Source organism: Streptomyces sp. NPDC042364 (genome assembly GCF_056437585.1).
This window is the reverse complement of record NZ_JBWKAJ010000008.1, coordinates 1-18,751: the sequence shown is the minus strand read 5'-3', so window position 1 is coordinate 18,751 and position 18,751 is coordinate 1. Positions and strand designations below refer to the sequence as shown.

Genomic DNA, 18,751 nt, shown 5'->3' with positions numbered 1-18,751 from the left:
ATGGTGGAGTCAATCCTCAGGGGAGCTTGTCGATACCCAAGGATTCGCTTCATTCCGGAGGTCGAAGCGGGGTGGGCGCGGGAGACTGGGCCCATGTGCCGAAGCATCAAGACTCTGCGACCGCCCGCGATGCCCGAGCAGGCCACCGAGGACGACATTCGGGCCGCCGCCCTGCAGTACGTGCGCAAGGTGTCCGGGTTCCGGGCGCCCGCCGCACACAACCGCGAGGTCTTCGATCAAGCGGTGGAGGTGGTCGCGGCCGCCACGGCGGAGTTGCTGGCGGGGTTGGAGGTCCGGGGGGCCGCGGGGCGGCGGGCCGGGTAGGTCTCGCCCCAACCGCCCCTGCCCGTCCCGTCACCAGGGGCTGCCGCCCCTTCGACCCCGCTCGGGCGCCCAGAGGAGTGGGTGATGCGGGGGTCTGGCGGCCGCGGTGTGGGTGGTTGGTCGCGTGGTTCCCCGCGCCCCTGGAGGGGGCCTGCGGCCCCTTCAGGGGATCAGCCGGTTGTTCGTGGGCGGCGCATGAAGTACGCCGCCGCCGCGCCCGCACCGAAGAGGGCGACCAGGGAGACCGCCGTCGCGAGCCAGGTGGGGCCCAGCCAGTGGGCGCCGAGGTAGCCGAGGGCCACGCTGTAGGCGGCCCAGGTGAGGCCCGCGAGGGCGGACCAGGGGAGGAAGTCGCGGGCGCGGTGGCGGGCGGCACCCGCGCCCAGGGAGACCACCGAACGGCCCGCGGGGGCGAAGCGGGCGATGACGACCAGGAAGCCGCCGCCCCGGGCGAGCGCCGCGCCGAGACGTTCCTGCGCGGTGGTCAGGCGCCGTGAACGGGCGATCGCGCGGTCCAGCCGCGCACTGCCCGCCCACGCCAGGCGGTACGCCACCAGATCACCGAGGACGGATGCCGTGGCCGCCGCGAGGATCAGTACGAGCACGTCGGGTACCTCGCGGGGGATCGCGCCCGCCGCCGTCTCCGCCGCGGCCGCCGTGGCCGCCGCGACGACCAGGACACCGCTCGGCAGGACCGGGAGGAACACGTCCAGCACGATGGACGCGGCCACGACGGCGTAGATCCATGGGCCGGCGGTCAGCCAGCCCAGACTCTCAAGCACCGAGCACTCTCCTGTTGTCCCCCGACATCACGGTGATCCCGTGATAACCGAACAGCGTACGCCCCGGGTAGGACAGACGGCTCACGGGGGCTCATGTGTCCGTCATGGACCGTTCATCCGGCCGGGGGCAGCCGGAGGGAGACGTCCGGACGAGACCGCCGGGGGCGCGTGACACCCCCGGCGGCCCGGCGGCCCGGCGCGCGGCGCGCCGATCGGTCGGCGAGGCGGTCGGTCGGCGAGACGGTCAGACCGCCACCGGCGCCCGCTTCCCCGCCTCCCCGCTCTGAGCCGTCGAACGCCTGGCGATGAGCTTGTCCAGGCCGAGGGCGCCGGAGCCGGTGAAGATCAGGAGGAACATGGCCCAGCAGTAGAGGGCCGCGCCCTCGCCGCCGTTCTGGACGGGCCACAGGGCCTGCGGCTGGTGGACCTTGAAGTACGCGTAGGCCATGGCGCCGGAGGCGATGAACGCGGCGAAGCGGGTGCCGAGGCCCAGAAGGACCAGGCTGCCGCCGACGAGTTCGATGACGGCCGCGTACCAGCCCGGCCAGGCTCCCGCGGCCGCGGTTCCGCCCTGGCCGTCGACGCCGCCGAGGAGGCCGAAGAGGCTCTTGGCGCCGTGGCAGGCGAAGAGCAGTCCGATGACGATGCGGAACAGCCCTAGGACGTATGGCTGGCCGCTGTTGAGGCGTCCGGTCATGGTGGAGTGACTCCTTCGGTACACCCGGTCCCGCTGGGACCGGTGGGGACGGGATTACCGGCGGGTCAGTCCAGTTACGCATCGCTACTCGATGCTTACAAGTTCAACATCTGGCCAGGTCCTTACCTCCGCTTGGTCGGATTTTCCGCCCGTCGCCGCACGTAGAACCGCTCGCGCCACCGCGTCCGCGTCCGAAAGAGTGACCGAATCCACGCCTGGGCGGGCTCCCGCGGCGGTCACCCAGTGCACGCCCTCCGTCGGCACCCCCACGGCGAACCGCCTTTGGTGCGGCACTCCGTGACGGTCTATCAGGTGGTATGGCCGGGATGTCACGTCCAGCCCGCCCGTCTCGTATCCGCCCACCCGGTGCGGGCGGCACCGGCCCTCCCGCAGCAGACTCGCGAGCAGGTCGTCCGCGGTCCGGCGCAGGTCCGGTTCGGGCAGCCGTGCCTCGACGAGCGTCGTGACCCGGACGTCGGACCCCGGTACGCCGGGTGAGCGGGCACGCCAGGCCCCGTCCTCCGGCCGCACCTCCAGGCCGGGCCCCAGTACCGTCAGCACGCCCGCCTCGATCAGCGCGGTCATCTCCTCGATACGGCTGCGGGGCGGGCCGATGGAGAGGAAGGCGTTCAGGGGGGTGTACCAGCGGTCCAGGTGCTCCCGGCGGGAGTCGCCGGTCAGTCCGCCGTGGTCCACGATCAGCCGCAGCTCGTTGCGCAGGTCCCGCAGCACGTCCAGGGCGGCCTTCTCGGGGCCCGCGACATTGCCGAGCGCGGCCCGCGCGGCGTCCTCGCGGAGATACCCCAGCAGCCAGTCCCGCCAGGCCTCCCGATCCGCGAACGTCCGCCCCGCGTACGGCCGTGAGACCCGCTCCCAGGACCAGCGGTCGGCGTCGGGAACGCCGAACTCGTCGAGTACGGCGGCCTCCTGGGGGCTGCGGTGCGGGGCGCCAAGGAACCGCTCACGGAAGGCGCCGTCTCCCGTAGTCTCCGCACCCCGGGTCCGCCTCAGCGCCTCGTAGTAGACCGTCTCCACCTCCTTCGCCACCAACGGCCATATCTCCGTGAGGAAATCGGGGGCCTCCCCGGAGTCCGCGCGCTTGCGGAAGCCCGCGATCACCTCGGGGGTCAGGACCAGCGGGGCGTGGCGCCCGTAGGGGCCCTTGGCGTTGTCGCCGCGCGCCTGGTACGGCACCCCGCGCCGGGAGCCCGCGTAGAGGCGGGGCTCGCGGCCCGAGGGGAGGTAGCGCGGTGACCGGCGCCGTCGAGGGCCGGGCTCCCGCGTCTCCCCGTCCTCGTCCCGGTCGTATACGAACCGGCCGCCCCGGCCCGTCGTCAACAGGGCCATGTGGTCGAAGAAGTTGAGGCCGAGGCCGCGCAGCAGGACCGGTTCCCCGGGGGCGAGGGAGGAGAGGTCGAGGTCGGCCGGGTTGGCGGGCGGGAGGTGGCGCAGACCGTGCCGTGCGGCGTACGCCGTCGTGCGGCGCTCCTCCTCGTCCGGCACCGCGGGCAGGTGCCCCTGGGCCAGAACCACGGCGGCGAGGTCCGTCAGGACCCGGCCGGTGGCGAGGGTGAGGCGCTGGCCGCCGTCGGGGGCGTCGTCGAGGCGGACCGCGCGGGTGCGGTGGGTCTCCACCCGGATCGCGGGCGGCGCGCCCCGCACCACCTCCGCGAAGACCCACTCCAGGTAACGGCCGTACTGGGCGCGGGTCGGGTAGTCGTCGGGGCCGGGTGCGGGCGGGCCGCCGGGGTCCGACCGGTCGGCGGCCCACTCATGGAGGCTCGGCCCCGGGCGTATCGGGCCCGAGCAGTCCACACTCTCGTCGGTGAAGAGGGTGACCTGCGAGGCCACGGTGTTCATCAGCAACCGCGGCGACTGGTCGGTGCGCCAGACCTGACCGGGCCCCGGCGGCGCCGGGTCGACGACATGGACGGTCAACCGCGTTCCGGGACGGAGCAGTTCGGGGGCTGAGGCGCAGAGGCGTTCCAGGACGCTGGTGCCGCGTGGGCCGGCGCCGACGAGAGCGACGCCGATGTCGCTGATCCCTGGCAACTCGGACAAGGGCGTAACTCCCGTGCGTGTGGGGCGCATGGTGGGGCGCGATGCGTCGGACCGTCCGCGGGGAAGCGGACGGTCCGCCTCATCATGCCGTCGTACGGCACGGGAAATGAGCCCTGAAACCCCTGAGCGCCCCCGGTGTGGGATGCCTCACGCGCATCCCGGACAACAGGGGTGACAACCGTGTCCAATGGCGGTATTAGCGGGTGAGTACTGATTCCATCACCGTCTCCAGCCGGGCCTTCTCGCCCTGCCGGGCCCGTACCTGGTCGAACCGCAGCCGTGCCGAACGGCCGCGCAGCGTCAGGGTCATGAGCTGGTTGCCGAACCAGGGGCCGCCCGCCTTGTGCCAGTCGATGGACGGCCGCCCGCCGCGCCCCCGCCGTCCGAACCACCGGCCGATCGCCCGTCCCGTACGGCTCCAGCCGAATCGGAAGCCGAGCTTCATGGAGAGCGGGACGGAGTTGTGGACCGGGGAGCAGGTGAGTTGCAGGACACGGGCGTCCGGTGCGGCCGGGGCGTCGGACGGCCAGGACGGCTCGGCGATGTAGGCGTGGTGGACGTCCCCGGAGAGCACCAGCACGGTCGCCGGGGCACCGGCACCCGAGCCCGCCTCGGCGGTCAGCGCGGCCAGCGCCTCGAAAGACGCCGGGAAGGCCGCCCAGTGCTCCAGGTCGGCCTTCCGGCGCACCTTCTCCCCGAACCGCGCCCAGCGCTCCCCGCGGTCGCCCCGGCACAGCGCCGCGTTCCAGGACTCGGCCCCGTGCACGAGGTGGGGCAGCAGCCAGGGCAGCGAGGTGCCGATCAGGAGGTGGTCGCAGGAGCCGGGGTCGTCCAGCGCCTGCTCCCGCAGCCACGCGGCCTCGCCCGCGTCCAGCATGGACCGGCTCGCCTCGTCGAGGACCCGCGCGGCCCGGCTGTCGAGCATCAACACGCGGACACGTCCGAAGTCCCGCCGGTAGCTCCAGCGGACCGCGGCGAGGTCCCGGTCCGCCTCGGCGGCGTGTGCGCGCAGGGCGTCCGTGCCGTCCGGTGCGGCGCGTACGGCGGCGTAGACCGGGTCGGCCTCCAGTTCGGCGGGGGAGAGGTTGCCGAGGTGCTGGTAGACCCAGTACGACATCAGCCCGCTCAGGATGCGCTCGCGCCACCAGGGAGTGGCCCGCATGTCGGCGAGCCAGGAGGCGCTGGTGTTCCAGTCGTCGATGACGTCGTGGTCGTCGAAGATCATGCAGGTGGGCACGGTGGACAGCAGCCAGCGGATGCCCGGGTCCAGCCAGGACTCGTAGTAGAGGTGGGTGTACTCCTCGTAGTCCGCCACCTGGTCGCCGGGCGGCTCGCTCAGGTCCCGGCGGGCGGCGAGATAGGCGCGGGTGGCCTTGGAGGTCTCGTCCGCGTAGATCTGGTCGCCCAGGAGGAGCAGGACGTCGGGGCGCTCGGCGTCCGGTTCGGCGGCCATGCGGGAGGCCAGCGTGTCGAGGGCGTCCGGGCCCACCGGGTCGGGTTCGCCGTGGGGCGGCGCGGCCCAGCGGCAGGAGCCGAAGGCGACGCGGACCGGGTCGTCCTCGGCCCGGGTGCGGATCTCGGACGGCGGGAAGCGGGATTCGGGCAGCGGCCAGACCGGGGTGCCGTCGAGGAGGACCTCGTACGACGACACCGTGCCCGGGGCCAGGCCCGTCACCGGGATCAGCGCGTAGTGGTGGCCCGCGATCCGGAAGGTGCGGGCCGTGCCTCCACCGCCGCCGGCGCAGCGCACCTCGGCCGTGCAGGGGTGGCCCGTCTCGACCCAGACGGTCGCGGTCGAGCCGTCCACGTATCTCAGCAGTGGACCAAGGCGCAGTCCCGCCATCGGCGATCACCCGCTCCCTCTCCGGGGGTCCCGGGGACACCTCCGTCCCTGCGGATCACCCTCCTCCGTCGCCCCGTACGGTACGGAACGACGGAGGTGGTCGGGGAGGTTCCGGGCCCCAACGGGTGAGCCGGGTGTGTCAGCAGTTCGCCAGGTAGCCGGTCAGGGCGCTCTTCTCGGCGGAGTCCACGGAGAGGTCGTAGTAGTACTTCACCTGGACCCAGGCGCGGACGTACGTGCAGCGGTAGGCCGTGCGTGACGGCATCCAGGTGGCGGGGTCCTGGTCGCCCTTGGCCTGGTTCACGTTGTCCGTGACGGCGATGAGCTGCGGGCGGGTGAGGTCGTTGGCGAACTGCTGCCGCAGCGAGCTGCTCCAGTTGTCGGCGCCGGAGTCCCAGGCCTCGGCCAGCGGGACGAGGTGGTCGATGTCCAGGTCGGAGGCGGCCGTCCAGGTGGCGCCGTCGTAGGGGGAGTACCAGCTGCCGCTGGTGGAGGCGCAGGCGGAGTCGGTGACGACGTTCGTGCCGTCGCGCTTGAGGACCGTCTCACGGGTGTTGCAGCTGCCGCTGATGGTGATCCAGTGGTTGAACAGGTCCCGGCTGTACCCGGTGCGGTCCTCGGTGGCCACGGTGAGGGTGGCGAGGTAGCTGCGGGCGGTGGCGGCGCTGACCGGGGTCGGCAGCGCGGCGGAGGCGGTGGGGGCGTTGAAGAGCGCGACGGAGGCTGTCAGTCCGCTGAGCGCGGTGAGTATGCTCAGTCGTCGACGCGCGTAGAACCTGCGCATGTGAACTCCTTGTGGGGCCGGGGGGTTTGGGGTGCGAGCGATTGAAGGGTCGCCGGGGGGTGTTACCGGTGGATGAGCGTCGGGTGAGAAGTTAGTGACGTGGGCATGACACGACAAGGGTTCCGGCGGGGAATCGTGGTGACACGGGGGCTCCGCACCCCCGAGCCAATAGGCACCGCGCCCAGCTGAATCGTTCCCGTACCATGGACCCCGCAGAAGGGGAGTAGCTCTTCGCCGGACCGTCGACATACTGCTCAGCTCGTCTGAGCCGGCGCCCGGAGCGGGTCCTGGGACAAGGGCCCGCCAGCGAGACCTTCGGCAAGCAGTGCACACCCGTGCGACCCCGCACGGGTGAACGTGTGCTGCCGTGCCGAGGTGTCGCGTCAGCGGACGGTTTCTCTCGGCGGGGCAGCCCGACCGATTGAGGACCCTTGATCAGCTTCAGTGTCACGGCGCTCGTCTTCGGCGTCGTCTTCCTCGCCGAACTCCCCGACAAGACCGCCCTCGCCGGCCTCGTCCTCGGCACCCGCTACCGCGCCTCGTACGTCTTCGCGGGCGTCGCCGCCGCCTTCGCCGTCCACGTCGCGCTGGCGGTCGCCGCGGGCAGCGTCCTCACCCTGCTGCCCCAGCAGATCGTGCACGCGCTGACCGGCGTGCTGTTCCTGGGCGGCGCCGCGGTGCTGCTCATGAAGAAGGAGGAGGACGAGGAGGAGATCCGCCGGCCCGAGAACCAGAGCTTCTGGAAGGTCTCGGGGGCGGGCTTCATGCTCATCCTGGTCGCCGAGTTCGGTGATCTGACCCAGATCATGACGGCGAACCTCGCGGCGCGGTACGACGATCCGCTCTCCGTCGGGCTCGGTGCGGTGCTCGCCCTGTGGACCGTGGCCGGGCTCGGGATCGTCGGCGGCCGGGCGCTGATGAAGAGGGTGCCGCTGAAGCTGATCACCCAGATCGCCGCCGTGCTGATGACGGGGCTCGGTGTGTGGAGTCTGTGGGAAGCCGTGACGGGATGACGAAGGGGGTGGCGGGGGCCCCGTTTATTTTGTACCGTGAGGGAACAAAGTGGCTCCCGCCCGCATTCCCTGACCGGTGGGCGGGGCCGCCTTGTCCCTGCGGGGCCGTTCCGTCGTCTCCCGACCCGTCCGGGCCCCCTGCCCGCGTTCCCGCGCCCTGGAGCCTGCCGATGACGGCCACGACCGTTCTGACCGCCCGCGCCCTCCTGCTCGACATGGACGGCACCCTCGTCAACTCCGATGCCGCGGTCGAGCGGGTCTGGCGGCGCTGGGCCGAGCGGCACGGGCTCGACGGCACCGACATCATGCGGGTGGTCCACGGACGCCAGGGGTACGCCACCATGGCCGTGCTGCTGCCGGACCGGCCCATGGAGCGAAACCACGCGGACAACGCGCGACTGCTGGAGGAGGAGACGGCGGACGTGGACGGGGTCGTCCCGATACCGGGCGCGCCGGAGTTCCTCGCGTCCCTCGTCGACTGCGGTGTGCCGCACGCGCTGGTGACCTCCGCGAACGTGCCCCTCTCGACCGCGCGGATGACCGCCGCCGGGCTGGCCCTCCCCCAGGTCAGGGTCACCGCCGAGTCCGTGGGCGCGAGCAAGCCCGACCCCGAGGGGTTCCTGAAGGGCGCCGCCGAACTGGGCATCGCCCCCGAGGACTGTGTCGTCTTCGAGGACTCCGGGGCGGGCATCGAGGCGGGGCGGGCCGCCGGTATGCGCGTCGTGGGGATCGGGCCGCGCGCAGCCGCCCACGGTCCGGACGTCGTGGTCCCCGATCTGCGGTCGGTCCGGGTCGAGGCGGGCGCGGACGGGCTGGTCCGGCTGCACGTGGGGTAGTCCCGGTCCGGCCGGGCCTGGGGGCCCCGTCCCCCCCGGGCGTGAGGTGGCCCCGTCCGCGCCGGGCGTGAGGTGGTCCCGTCCCGCCGCACGTGAGGCGGGACGGCACGGCACCCGGAGCGGCCGGATCCGGCCGGCCGGAGTTCCGAGCGCGCCGCGTGGGGCGCGTCGCGGGCCCGCCGTCCCCGGCGTCGTGGGCTGCCGCGCCCCTGGCGGGGCGCGGCGCGGTTGTCAGGCCCCGGTGTTCTTCGGGCCCGTCTGCTGGACCACCTCGAAGGACCAGACGGTGGAGCCGGACGCGGCCGGCCTGGGGCGGTCGGCCGGGGGCTGGTCGCCGCCGCCCTGGTGGGCCTGCTTCATGGGGCCCTCCATCCATGCCTGGAAGGACGCCTCGTCGCGCCAGCGGGTGTAGACGAGGTAGTCGTCGGTGCCTTCGACGGGGCGCAGCAGTTCGAACCACTCGAACCCGTCGGAGCTCTCCACCACCCCGGCGCGGGAGGCGAACCGCTTCTCCAGCACCTCGCGCTGTTCGGCTGGGACCGTGAGGACGTTGATCTTGACGATGCTCATGGGGCCATCCTGCATCACGGGATGGGCAGGGGTGTGCGCGGACCCCGGTCGGGCCCCGCGGGCGGATCCGCCGGGCGGGCGGGACGCGCGCGGCACGCCCCGGCCGCCGGTCACGGTTCCTTCGTCTCCGCCTCCAGGCGGGCGCGGGTCGCGAGGCCGTAGACGCCGGGCTCGTCGTCCTTCGAGACACCGCGGGTGGTCTGGTAGTCGATGACGGCCTGTTCGACCTGGCGGTCGAAGTTCTGGTCGATGTCGCCGTTGTAGAGACCCAACTGGCGCAACCGGAGCTGGAGTTCGGTGACCTCGGGGTCGTCGTCGCCCAGGCGGAGCGTCTTCGGCGCCTCGAGCCGGCTGTCCCCCTTGTCCGCGTCGTCCGCCGTCGACTTGTCGGAGGCCCGGGCGCTGGGCGACGCCTCGGTCGGGCTGGGCGACGGGGACGCCGACGGCGACGCGGACGTCTTCGAGGCGGAGGGGGACGGGCTCGTGGACGGCTTCGGCTGCGCGGCGTCACCCGGCGGCGCCGGCGCGGGAGCCCCGGCCCCACCGCCGGCGTCCTCGTCGGGAGTCTCCACCGGCGACCCGCCGCCCCCGTCCGCGGAGGTGTCGGGCGCGCTCGCCCGTACGTCCTCCGGCAGCGCCCCGTCACGCTCGGGCGCCTCGTAGGAGAACAGGCCGCCCATGAAGCCGGCCGCCGCCATCACACCGACGGCCGCCGTGCCCCCGAGCGCGACGATCAGCCCCGTACGCCGGCGACGGGCGGCGGAACGGGGGCGTGAGGGCGCGGAGGAGCGGGCGTGCGGGTGCGCGGAGGAGCCAGGGGGTGGCTGGACCGCGAGCGGCCGGGTGCGGTCGTCGTGCGGTGTGTCCGTGCGCGGGGCCCGGTAGGCCGCCGACCGCGTCGTCGCCGCCTCGGCGGGCTCGGGGCGCCCCGGGCGGCGCGCGCGCCCCCGGTCCGTGCCGGGCCCGCCGTGGTCCCGGTGCTCGTCCCCGGCGGCGCCCAGTTCCACGTACGGGCGGATGCGCAGCGGGTCGAAGTCCTCGGCGGCGGCCGCCTCGGCCGTACGGGCTTCCAGGAGTGCCTCGGCGGCGCGGCGGCCACACCCGCAGGACGGGCTGCCGTCCGCGGCCCTGGGTGCGAAGCACTCCGGGCATATGTGGCTGGTCGGTTCACTCACGTGTGGTCCCTCCCCGTGAAGACTCCCGAGTTTATGCAGACCGTCGTCACACAACCTTCAGATCGCCTCAGGAGTGACGGGCGCCGCAGGGGCTCGACAGGCCATAACCGGTCACACCGCCCACGATGGAATGAACAGTGGAGGAAGAGGAAACCGGCGACGCCGTACGAGGTTCTCGGACGGCCTCGGGAGGTCCGCATGACCGACGACAGCCCGCGCGACGGCGCCACGGCGGAGCACACGGCGGGACATCCGGCGAGGGGCGCGGCCGGCCCCCCGGACACCGCCGCCGGGGCCCAGGCCGCGCCGCCCCCGTCCGTTTCCCGCCGACATCCGGCGGCCCCCGCCGAGCAGGTGCGCGGCGGGGTCATGGTCTCCATCGGGGCCCTGCTGCTCGGGATGCTGCTGGCAGCCCTCGACCAGACGATCGTGTCGACGGCGCTGCCGACGATCGTGAGCGATCTGGGCGGGCTGGACCATCTGTCATGGGTCGTGACCGCGTACCTGCTGGCCGCGACCGCGGCGACACCCCTGTGGGGGAAACTCGGCGACCAGTACGGCCGCAAGCGGCTGTTCCAGACGGCGATCGGGATCTTCCTGGTGGGGTCGGCGCTGTGCGGAATGGCGCAGGACATGCCCCAGTTGATCGCGTTCCGGGCCCTCCAGGGCCTGGGCGGCGGCGGGTTGATGGTCCTGTCGATGGCCATCGTCGGCGATCTCGTCCCGCCGCGTGAGCGGGGGCGCTACCAGGGGCTGTTCGGGGCCGTGTTCGGCGCCACCAGCGTGCTCGGACCGCTGCTCGGCGGGCTGTTCACCGAGCATCTGAGCTGGCGCTGGGTGTTCTACGTCAACCTGCCGGTCGGGGCGGTGGCCCTCATCGTCATCGCGGCCGTCCTGCACGTCCCGCGCAAGGCCGAGCGGCACGTCATCGACTACCTCGGCACCTTCCTCATCGCCTCCGTCGCCACCTGCCTGGTCCTCGTCGCCTCCCTGGGCGGTACGACCTGGGACTGGGGATCGCCCCGGATCATCGGTCTCGCGGTGCTGGGCGTGGCGCTCGCGGCCGTCTTCGTGGCGGTGGAACGGCGGGCGGCCGAACCCGTCCTGCCCCTGAAGCTCTTCCGTGTCCGCACCTTCACCCTGTCCGCCGTGATCAGCTTCGTCGTCGGCTTCGCGATGTTCGGGGCGATGACCTATCTGCCGACGTTCCTCCAGGTCGTGCAGGGTGTGTCGCCCACGATGTCCGGGGTGCACATGCTGCCGATGGTGTTCGGTCTGCTGCTGTCGTCGACGGTCTCCGGGCAGATCGTCAGCCGTACGGGCCGGTGGAAGGTGTTCCCCGTCGCCGGGACCGCCGTCACCACGCTGGGGCTGCTGCTCCTGCACCAGCTGGACGCGGACAGCGGCGACGGCGAGATGAGCGCGTACTTCTTCGTCTTCGGTCTCGGTCTCGGCCTCGTCATGCAGGTGCTCGTGCTGATCGTGCAGAACGCCGTCCCGTACGAGGATCTGGGTGTCGCGACCTCCGGCGCGACCTTCTTCCGGTCCATCGGCGCCGCGTTCGGTGTGGCCGTCTTCGGCACGATCTTCGCGGGGCGGCTCGGGGACAAGCTGGCGAGCGCCCTGGACGGTGCCCGGCTGCCGGCCGGGGTCAGCGTGGACGGACTGAAGGCGGACCCGCGCGAGATCGCCGGACTGCCGTCCTCGCTGCGCCCCGCCGCCCTCGACTCCTACGCCTCCGCCATCACCGACGTCTTCCTCTACGCGGCCCCGGTCGCCCTTCTCGGGTTCGTCCTCGCCTGGTTCCTGCGCGAGGACCGGCTGCGGGCCTCGGTGACGGCCCCCGACGGCACGGAGACCTTCGCCAGCAACCCCGTCGAGCGCTCGTCGTACGACGAGGTGTGCCGGGCGCTGTCCCTGCTCGGGTCGCGGGAGGGGCGGCGGGAGATCTACCGGACGATCACCGCGCGGGCGGGCTACGACCTGCTGCCCGCCGCGAGCTGGCTGCTGCTGCGCGTCCGCAGGTACGGCTGGGTGGAACCCGCCGTGCTCGCCGAGCGCAGCTCCGTGCCGCTGGACGTGGTCATGGCCGCGTCGCGGCAGGTCGAGGAGCGCCGGCTCGCTCGCCGAGAGGGCCTCGACCTCCTACTGACCGACGCCGGGCACGAGGTCGCCGACCGGCTGGCCAGGGCCCGCGAGGAGTCCCTGGCGGAGCTGCTGGGCGACTGGTGGGGGCCCGACCGGCCGACCGATCTGGCCCGTCTGGTCGAGGAGCTCAACGCCGAGCTGTGCGGCTCGGACGCCGAGCGCCCGCACGACGAACGGCCGGTCGCCCGGCCCTCGGCGCCTTCGGCTACACGAGTTTCTTCGTGAACCAGTGGTCCGCGTACGCGTTGTCGTTGTGCGGCTCGCTCTCCTCGTAGCCGAGCCGGGCGTACAGCGCACGGGCCTCGGCCAGGTCGGCACGGGTGTCGAGGACGATCCGCTCGGCGCCCAGGCTCCGGGCCGCGTCCTCGGCCGCCGCCACGAGCAGCGTGGCGCCCCCCTTGCCGCGGGCCTCCTCGCGGAGGAAGACCCGCTTCAGCTCCGCCGTGGCCGCGTCCAGCAGCCGTACGCCCGCCGTGCCGGCCGGCTCGCCGTCGTACCGCGCCACCAACAGGACCCCGCCCGGTGGTGCCAGACAGTCCCCGGTGTCCGCCGCGATCTCCCGCTCCAGCTCGTCGGGGTCGGTGACCCGGCCCTCGTGCAGCAGGTACCAGCGGTCGCTGACCTCCGTGTAGTACGCCCGCCAGAGTGCGGCCGCGACGGGGGAGTCGAACGGTTCGGGGGCTGTGGACCAGGCGGTCGTCGTACGGGTCATGGCGGGGATTGTCGGCGATCGCGGGGGCGGACGCGAGCGGGTTTCCGGGGCCGCACGCACCGGTCGGCGCGGGGCATCGGCGAGTCGTGGTCGGCGCCCTTTTCGGGGGCGAGGCCCGGCCGGGCGGGGTGGTCGCCCCGGTACGTCCGCGCGGTGTGCGACCGGTGGGCGTACCCCGGGCCGCGCCCCCGCGGCAGGGCTCGGACGGTGGGCCCGGACGGTGTCGGGGTCCGCGTCGAGCGGCGGCGTCCCGGCGCGGAGGCCGAGGTGGACGCCGAGGTGGACGCCGAGCGCGTCGCCCTGGTCGGCCGCCGGCCGGCGCAAGCCGTCCCTGTCCGGCCGTAACAGCGGCCACTCCAGGCCGACTTCGGCCGACTCCGGGCCCGTGTGGGCCGCCGCCGTCCCGGCCTCGTCCGCGCCGCACGCGCGGTGGAACCGTTCGACGCGGTCCCGCACCGGCCCGGGGAGGGGGCGTGCCGGAGGAGCAACCGGTGGTGCCCGCACGGCAGTTCGCAACCGGGGAGGCGGGGGAGCGCCGGGGTCCGCGTGCGACGGCGGGCGTCGCCCGCACCGTGGGGCGGGCGTCAACGCGGCCGGCTCGCGCTCGTGGGCGTGGTCCTCGCGGTCCGTGCGCCGTCGCCCCTCCGGCCGGTCCGTCGTCACCGTTTGAACGAAGTCGTTCGGGCAACCCGGTGCGCAAGACGGCCCGCCGAGCCCGAGAAGCCCGGGCCGAACAACCTGGAAGGCACTCATGTCCACAGGCGTGATCATCGCTTTGATCGTGATCGTGGCGGCCGTGGTCGTTGTCGCGGCGGTCCTGACCCTGCGCGCCCGCGGCGCCTCGAACGGCGGCGGATCGCTGAAACGGCGTTTCGGACCCGAGTACGACCGGACCGTGGCCCGTCACGACGGCGACGAGCGGGCCGCCGCCCGCGAACTCGCTGAGCGCGTGAAGCGGCACGGCTCCCTGGAGCGGCGGCCGCTGCCGGGCGCGGAGCGCGAACGGTACGAGGCCCGCTGGGCGGCCGCCCAGGAACGCTTCGTCGACTCGCCGCGCGAGGCGGTCGTCGAGGCGGACCGGCTGATCGCCGATCTGGCCGGGGCGCGCGGCTTCCCGGACGGCGGCCGTTACGAGACCCAGCTGGAGGCGCTCTCCGTCCACCACGCACACCACGTCCAGGGCTACCGCCGGCTGCACCGCGCGGCGCAGGGCGGCCCCACGGACACCGCCGACGGCCGTACGGGCGCCGGCACCGAGGAGATGCGCGAGGCCATGATCGAGGGCCGCGCCCTGTTCGAGGACCTGGTGGCACCCGGCCGCCATGACGCGCGGGCTGACCGTGACACCGGGACGGAACGCGACCGTACGGCGGCCGACCGCCGCCACACGACCACCGCCGCCGCCCGCTCAGGCGGCCGGCACCATGTGCCGTGGGGTTTCACGCGGCGCCATGCGAAGGGGAGTTGAGGGGGATGACCGACAACGTGACGACAGGTGACGGCGCCACCCGGGGGCGCCGGCCGCGTCCCGCGACCACCGGCACGAGCGGAGCCGCCTACACCCCGGGGGCGACCGGCGCCCGCGGTTCGGCGACCGCCGGGGAGACCGGCGGGATCACCGGCCGCAGCGGCCCCGCGGGCCCCGGTGGCCCGACCGACACCATGGGCACCACCGGTACCCACGACACCCGGGAGCCGCTCGCGGCCGGCCACGAGCGGGGCGACGCCCGCACCGAGGGCCTGAGGACCGGCGCCTCCGCCGCCGGTTCCGGCGGGCATCTGCTGCCGCACGAGGAGACCGACAAGCTCAACCTGCGGTTGCAGCACGCGGTCGGCGGCTTCGTCGACGAACCCCGGTCCGCCGTGGAGGAGGCCGACCACGTCCTGGAGGAGGCGGCCTCCCGCTTCACCGACGCGGTCAACCAGCGGCGCCGCACGCTGCGGGCCACCTGGCAGACGACCGGCGAGGAGCGCACCTCCTCCGCCGACACGGAGCAACTCCGCCTCGCGCTGCGCGACTACCGCGAACTGACCGAACGACTGCTCCGCATCTAGCCCCACCCATGGACGAGGCCGCGTCCCCGGTCGTGCCCGGGGACGCGGCCTCACGCGTACGTTCCCCGGGCTCCCGTCAGGGTGCCGTCCTCCCGGCCCGCCACTCCGCGACGACCGCTTCCACGTCGTACGGCTTGAGGCCCAGCGGCGGTCCCGGTGGCGGCCGGAACATCATCGCGCGGATCTTCACGTTGATCTCGGTGATGATCTTCCGCACGGCCCGCTCGGACGGGGCCCGCGCTGCGGCGGCCAGCGCGTCCTCCGCCTCCTTGCGCAACGCCAGCGCGGGCGGCAGCACGGACAGCCCCTCACGGGCCATCTTCCGCCTGATCCACCACAGTTCGTCGTACGTCGTGTCGTCCCCGTCGAGCGGTCGCCCCGCTCCGGGAAGGTGGGAGAAATCGCCGCGCGCCTCCGCGTCGCGGATCTGTTTGTCGACGAAGGACTCGAAGCTGACACCGGGTGGCTTTCGCTCGGTCATGCGTCCATTGTGCCGGACCCCGCACAAGCGGACGATCCGGCGATTTATCATGCGGCGGCGGTGCGTCGAGCGTGCCGTGTCCAGCGACAATCGGAGTTTGACCCGTTAGGAGCGGTACGTGCTCGAACTCACCATGGCCTCGGTGTCCGAGGCGGACGCCGGGGCGACGGCCGGCATGCAGATGGCCGACGCGCCCAGCGAGCCGGGCGCCGTGCTCCGGGTGGGCCGGGACCGGGCGGTGTGCCGTCTCGCGACCCCGGACGACTGGCTGTTCGTCTCCCGTGTGCACCTGGAGTTCCTCTGCGGCCCCGACGGCACCTGGCAGGTGACCTGGCTGCGCGGCACCCACGCCGAGCCCTCCTCCGAGGTGCGCCTGGCCCTCCAGGGTCACCCGCAGCAGCCGCTTCCGTACGGCGGCACCGCGAAGCTCCCGCACAACGGCTCCGGCGAACTCGTCATCTACGACCGCACGGGCCCGCGCAGCGTCAACGTGGGCTTCTACCACGAGCTCTGAGGCCGTCCCCGAGGGCGGCGCCCGGCCCCCGGCCCCGTCGTCCTCGGGTCGGTCGCGTCCTCGGGTCAGTCGTCCTCGGGTCGGTCGCGTCCCCGGGTCAGTCCACCACCCGTGCCAGCGCGAACCCGTCGTAGCCCTTGGTCCCGACCGTCTGGATGGCCGTGCCGTCCAGCTTCGGGTGGCCGGCGATGAGTTCGATGGCGGCGCGGGTGCCCAGGACGTCCGGTTCGGTGCTGTCGGCGTCGGCGACGCGGCCGCCCCGGACGACGTTGTCGACGACGATCAGGCTGCCGGCGCGGGTCAGGCGCAGGGCCCACTCGACGTAGTGCGGGTTGTTGGCCTTGTCGGCGTCGATGAAGACCAGGTCGAACGGCTCGGGGTTCTCGTCGGCCAGCCTCGGCAGCGAGTCCAGGGCCGCGCCGACCCGTACCTCGACGAGCGCGTCCAGCCCGGCGCGCGCGATGTTGCGGCAGGCGACCTCCGCGTACTCGGGGCTGTACTCCAGGGAGACCAGCCTGCCGTCGGCGGGCAGCGCGCGGGCCAGCCAGATCGTGCTGTAGCCGCCGAGGGTGCCGATCTCCAGGATGCGGCGGGCGCCCTGGATGACGGCCAGGAGCTGGAGCAGCTTGCCCTGGTTGGCGGCGACGTTGATGTGCGGGAGCTCATGGGCCTCGCTGTCGCGCAGCGCGGCCTCCAGGGCCTCGTCATTGGGGGAGAGGTGGGTCGTGAAGTAGGTGTCGACGTCGTCCCACACCTGCGAGCTGCTCATGGACCTGCGCCCTTTCCGATAGCTAGTTAGATCAGCTAACTAGTTGCGCTAACGAATGGTAGGCGCAGGCCCCTTCCCTGTCAGGCGTTTCCCGTGCGTGTTTCAGTCGTTCGGATTCAGTCGTTCGGATTCAGTCGTCGGATTCAGTCGCGGGGCCCGGACTCGCGGTCCGCCGGCGGCGCGGCCGGTGGCACGGGAGCGGCCGGCGGCATGGGCGCGCCCTGCGGGTACGCCCCCGGCGGCATTCCGGCCCCCGGCGGCACCGGGCCGCCCGGCGGTATCCACGCGCCCTGCGCCATCGGGGGCAGCGGTGGCTGCTTGCGGGCGTTGCGGCGCAGCACGATCGCGACGGCCACCGCCTTGATCGCGAGCACGCCGATGCCGAGCCCGAAGGTGAACAGCCAGCCGGGGATGCCGCCCACGGTCCACATCTCGTCCACGTAGATGACCTTTCGGTAGGAGTCGTCGGTCGCCGCCCGCCGGAGCGTGTGGTCGCCTGAGATCCGCGACGGCTGGGGGAAGTTCTGCTCGACGGCGGTCAGGAAGTCCGTGCCCCCGACGGCGAGGTCGCCGAGTGCGCCGCCGGGCGTGCCGAGGTGCCCGGCGAAGGTGACCTGCGGTGCGTCCCCGCCGATCGCCGAGCCCGGCTCCATCCGGTGCCCGGCGAGGACGTACAGGTCGAGGGCCTGCGGGGTCGTGGCGAGCTTCGACAGCCGCATCGGGTAGACCAACTCGTCGCTGGCGAAGGTGAGGTGCAGCGGGTCGAGGGTGCCGCCGAGCGGGATGTCCCCGGCCGACTCGTCCGGCGCCAGCCTGATCGCCACGTACTCCCACTTCCGGCGGACGTACGGCTCCAGCGCGGTGTCCAGGCGGTCCGGCAGCGCGAAGCCGTTCTCGTCGAGCCAGTCGCCGAGGGCCCCGGAGTCGGTGGCGGTCAGCCTGGCCACGTCGAACGGCCCGAGCCGCTCCCGGCCGACGACGTCCACCGCGCCCTCGCCCGGCGCCGCTCCCGCCGTTCCGTCGTTCTCGAACGCGTCGAACGGCCAGTCGCTCGACCGCGGCCAGAAGTACTCCCGTTCGCGGTACTCGGGCGCCGTCGCCTCGGCGAGCTGGTCGAAGAGGGCCGCGTCGCCCAGCTCCACCGTCGCCCGGTTCGGCACCGGCATGATCCAGGCGGCCGTACGGGCGTCCCCGGAGACCGTCAGCCGCATCACGATCTGCTCCTCGCGGCCGTCCCAGCGCACCACGGACGTCTCGCGGTTCACGTACACACTGCGCTGCCCGTCCGGAACCATCGCCCCGCACCCGCAGGCGTACGCCGGTGCCAACAGCGACGCCAGCTGGAACCCCAGCAGCGCCAGGACGAGAACCGCCAGCCGCCCACGGACGCCCCGCGTCCGCCGCGCCGGACGCGTGCGCTCCCTTACGACGTCGTTCATCCCCCGTGCCATCCCCCGCAGCCCTTCCCGCCGTGCATCCGTGCCGGGGCCATGCTCCCAGGTGATTGTCCGTGGCCGGTCACAACCCCGCCCGTGATGTGCATCCGTGATCCGCGTCGCGCCCTTGAGCAATGCGACGGCCCCGCGCGCACTATCGTCTTCCGGACGAAACACGGGTGGCTGTGAGGTGAAGCGGGGGTTGCCCGCGTCTCACCACGAGGGTGGTGCAAGCGTTTTCATGGGTCGGCGAGCGGGGCGGCGGGGCGTGGTGGACGTGGAGCGGGGCGGGCCGGGTGGTGGCGTCGGTGTGGGTGCGGCGGCTGCGCGGTGGGTGGTGGTGTGTGCCGTGCTCTGGCTGGTTGTCGCGGTTTTGGCGGTGCGGCAGGTGGCGGTCGTGCTGACCACGCCCAGGGGTGATCGGTTGACGGATCTGGAGAGGTGGGTGGGTCCGGGCGGTGTTCTGCAGGTCGCGGGTTCGTTGTACGACTCGACGCGGTTCACGGGTACGCCGTTCGGGGGGCTGGTCCTGAAGCCTGTGACCCGTGCGG

The 18,751-nt window shown here is 73.2% G+C and carries 18 protein-coding genes and 1 pseudogene; 8 read left to right on the top strand and 11 right to left on the bottom strand.

Going from position 1 to position 18,751, the window contains the following annotated elements; translation table 11 throughout:
- The first annotated feature begins 93 nt into the window (after positions 1-93).
- Entirely contained in the window at positions 94-324 is a 231-nt protein-coding gene (locus AC067N_RS17850) for a DUF2277 domain-containing protein (RefSeq protein WP_478679832.1), read from the top strand.
- A 170-nt stretch (positions 325-494) separates the two neighbouring features.
- Here AC067N_RS17850 and AC067N_RS17845 read toward each other — a convergent pair whose 3' ends face one another.
- The 5 genes from AC067N_RS17845 to AC067N_RS17825 form a co-directional block, all read right to left on the bottom strand.
- Positions 495-1,106: a DedA family protein gene (locus AC067N_RS17845; RefSeq protein WP_478679831.1), complete on the bottom strand. Its 612-nt coding sequence runs from the start codon at positions 1,104-1,106 to the stop codon at positions 495-497.
- Positions 1,107-1,350: 244 nt separating this feature from the next.
- Positions 1,351-1,803: a DoxX family protein gene (locus tag AC067N_RS17840; protein ID WP_478679830.1), complete on the bottom strand. Its 453-nt coding sequence runs from the start codon at positions 1,801-1,803 to the stop codon at positions 1,351-1,353.
- An 84-nt stretch (positions 1,804-1,887) separates the two neighbouring features.
- Positions 1,888-3,894: an FAD/NAD(P)-binding protein gene (locus AC067N_RS17835; RefSeq protein WP_478679829.1), complete on the bottom strand. Its 2,007-nt coding sequence runs from the start codon at positions 3,892-3,894 to the stop codon at positions 1,888-1,890.
- Between the two features lie 166 nt (positions 3,895-4,060).
- Entirely contained in the window at positions 4,061-5,707 is a 1,647-nt protein-coding gene (locus AC067N_RS17830; protein WP_478679828.1) for an alkaline phosphatase D family protein, read from the bottom strand.
- Positions 5,708-5,846: 139 nt separating this feature from the next.
- Positions 5,847-6,491: an HNH endonuclease family protein gene (locus tag AC067N_RS17825; RefSeq protein ID WP_478679827.1), complete on the bottom strand. Its 645-nt coding sequence runs from the start codon at positions 6,489-6,491 to the stop codon at positions 5,847-5,849.
- A gap of 431 nt (positions 6,492-6,922) precedes the next feature.
- On the opposite strand from AC067N_RS17825, the gene AC067N_RS17820 reads away from it, so the two are divergent.
- Both AC067N_RS17820 and AC067N_RS17815 read left to right on the top strand, forming a co-directional pair.
- Positions 6,923-7,504, top strand: coding sequence for a TMEM165/GDT1 family protein (locus AC067N_RS17820; protein ID WP_478679826.1), 582 nt, complete (start codon positions 6,923-6,925; stop codon positions 7,502-7,504).
- Positions 7,505-7,674: 170 nt separating this feature from the next.
- Positions 7,675-8,340, top strand: coding sequence for an HAD family hydrolase (locus AC067N_RS17815; RefSeq protein WP_478679825.1), 666 nt, complete (start codon positions 7,675-7,677; stop codon positions 8,338-8,340).
- Positions 8,341-8,571: 231 nt separating this feature from the next.
- On the opposite strand, the gene AC067N_RS17810 is transcribed toward AC067N_RS17815, so the two are convergent.
- Together AC067N_RS17810 and AC067N_RS17805 are read right to left on the bottom strand one after the other, a co-directional pair.
- Positions 8,572-8,910 carry an antibiotic biosynthesis monooxygenase family protein gene (locus AC067N_RS17810; RefSeq protein ID WP_478679824.1) on the bottom strand — a complete coding sequence of 113 codons (339 nt, stop codon included), beginning with the start codon at positions 8,908-8,910 and terminating at the stop codon, positions 8,572-8,574.
- A gap of 110 nt (positions 8,911-9,020) precedes the next feature.
- Positions 9,021-10,085: a peptidoglycan-binding domain-containing protein gene (locus AC067N_RS17805; RefSeq protein ID WP_478679823.1), complete on the bottom strand. Its 1,065-nt coding sequence runs from the start codon at positions 10,083-10,085 to the stop codon at positions 9,021-9,023.
- 198 nt (positions 10,086-10,283) lie between these two features.
- Between AC067N_RS17805 and AC067N_RS17800 the strand changes: the two genes are divergently transcribed.
- Positions 10,284-12,458, top strand: a complete 2,175-nt coding sequence (locus AC067N_RS17800; protein ID WP_478679822.1) for an MDR family MFS transporter — start codon at positions 10,284-10,286, stop codon at positions 12,456-12,458.
- Here AC067N_RS17800 and AC067N_RS17795 read toward each other — a convergent pair.
- Positions 12,439-12,945: a GNAT family N-acetyltransferase gene (locus tag AC067N_RS17795; protein ID WP_478679821.1), complete on the bottom strand. Its 507-nt coding sequence runs from the start codon at positions 12,943-12,945 to the stop codon at positions 12,439-12,441. The genes AC067N_RS17800 and AC067N_RS17795 overlap by 20 nt on opposite strands.
- Positions 12,946-13,696: 751 nt before the next feature.
- On the opposite strand from AC067N_RS17795, the gene AC067N_RS17790 reads away from it, so the two are divergent.
- Both AC067N_RS17790 and AC067N_RS17785 read left to right on the top strand, forming a co-directional pair.
- Entirely contained in the window at positions 13,697-14,413 is a 717-nt protein-coding gene (locus tag AC067N_RS17790; protein ID WP_478679820.1) for a hypothetical protein, read from the top strand.
- Between the two features lie 5 nt (positions 14,414-14,418).
- On the top strand, positions 14,419-15,000 hold the full coding sequence (locus AC067N_RS17785) for a hypothetical protein (protein ID WP_478679819.1): 582 nt from the start codon (positions 14,419-14,421) through the stop codon (positions 14,998-15,000).
- Positions 15,001-15,076: 76 nt separating this feature from the next.
- On the opposite strand, the gene AC067N_RS17780 is transcribed toward AC067N_RS17785, so the two are convergent.
- On the bottom strand, positions 15,077-15,481 hold the full coding sequence (locus AC067N_RS17780; protein ID WP_478679818.1) for a DnaJ family domain-containing protein: 405 nt from the start codon (positions 15,479-15,481) through the stop codon (positions 15,077-15,079).
- Between the two features lie 118 nt (positions 15,482-15,599).
- On the opposite strand from AC067N_RS17780, the gene AC067N_RS17775 reads away from it, so the two are divergent.
- Positions 15,600-15,995 (top strand): hypothetical protein, encoded by a 396-nt coding sequence (locus AC067N_RS17775; protein WP_478679817.1) that lies wholly within the window; start codon positions 15,600-15,602, stop codon positions 15,993-15,995.
- Between the two features lie 97 nt (positions 15,996-16,092).
- Here the strand turns inward: AC067N_RS17775 and AC067N_RS17770 are convergent, their stop codons facing one another.
- Together AC067N_RS17770 and AC067N_RS17765 are read right to left on the bottom strand one after the other, a co-directional pair.
- Complete coding sequence (locus tag AC067N_RS17770; protein WP_478679816.1) at positions 16,093-16,764, bottom strand: O-methyltransferase; 672 nt, start codon at positions 16,762-16,764, stop codon at positions 16,093-16,095.
- 143 nt (positions 16,765-16,907) lie between these two features.
- Entirely contained in the window at positions 16,908-18,203 is a 1,296-nt protein-coding gene (locus AC067N_RS17765) for a DUF2330 domain-containing protein (RefSeq protein ID WP_478679815.1), read from the bottom strand.
- Positions 18,204-18,441: 238 nt separating this feature from the next.
- On the opposite strand from AC067N_RS17765, the pseudogene AC067N_RS17760 reads away from it, so the two are divergent.
- Positions 18,442-18,751 (top strand): annotated as a pseudogene (locus AC067N_RS17760) (hypothetical protein); the annotation flags it as partial.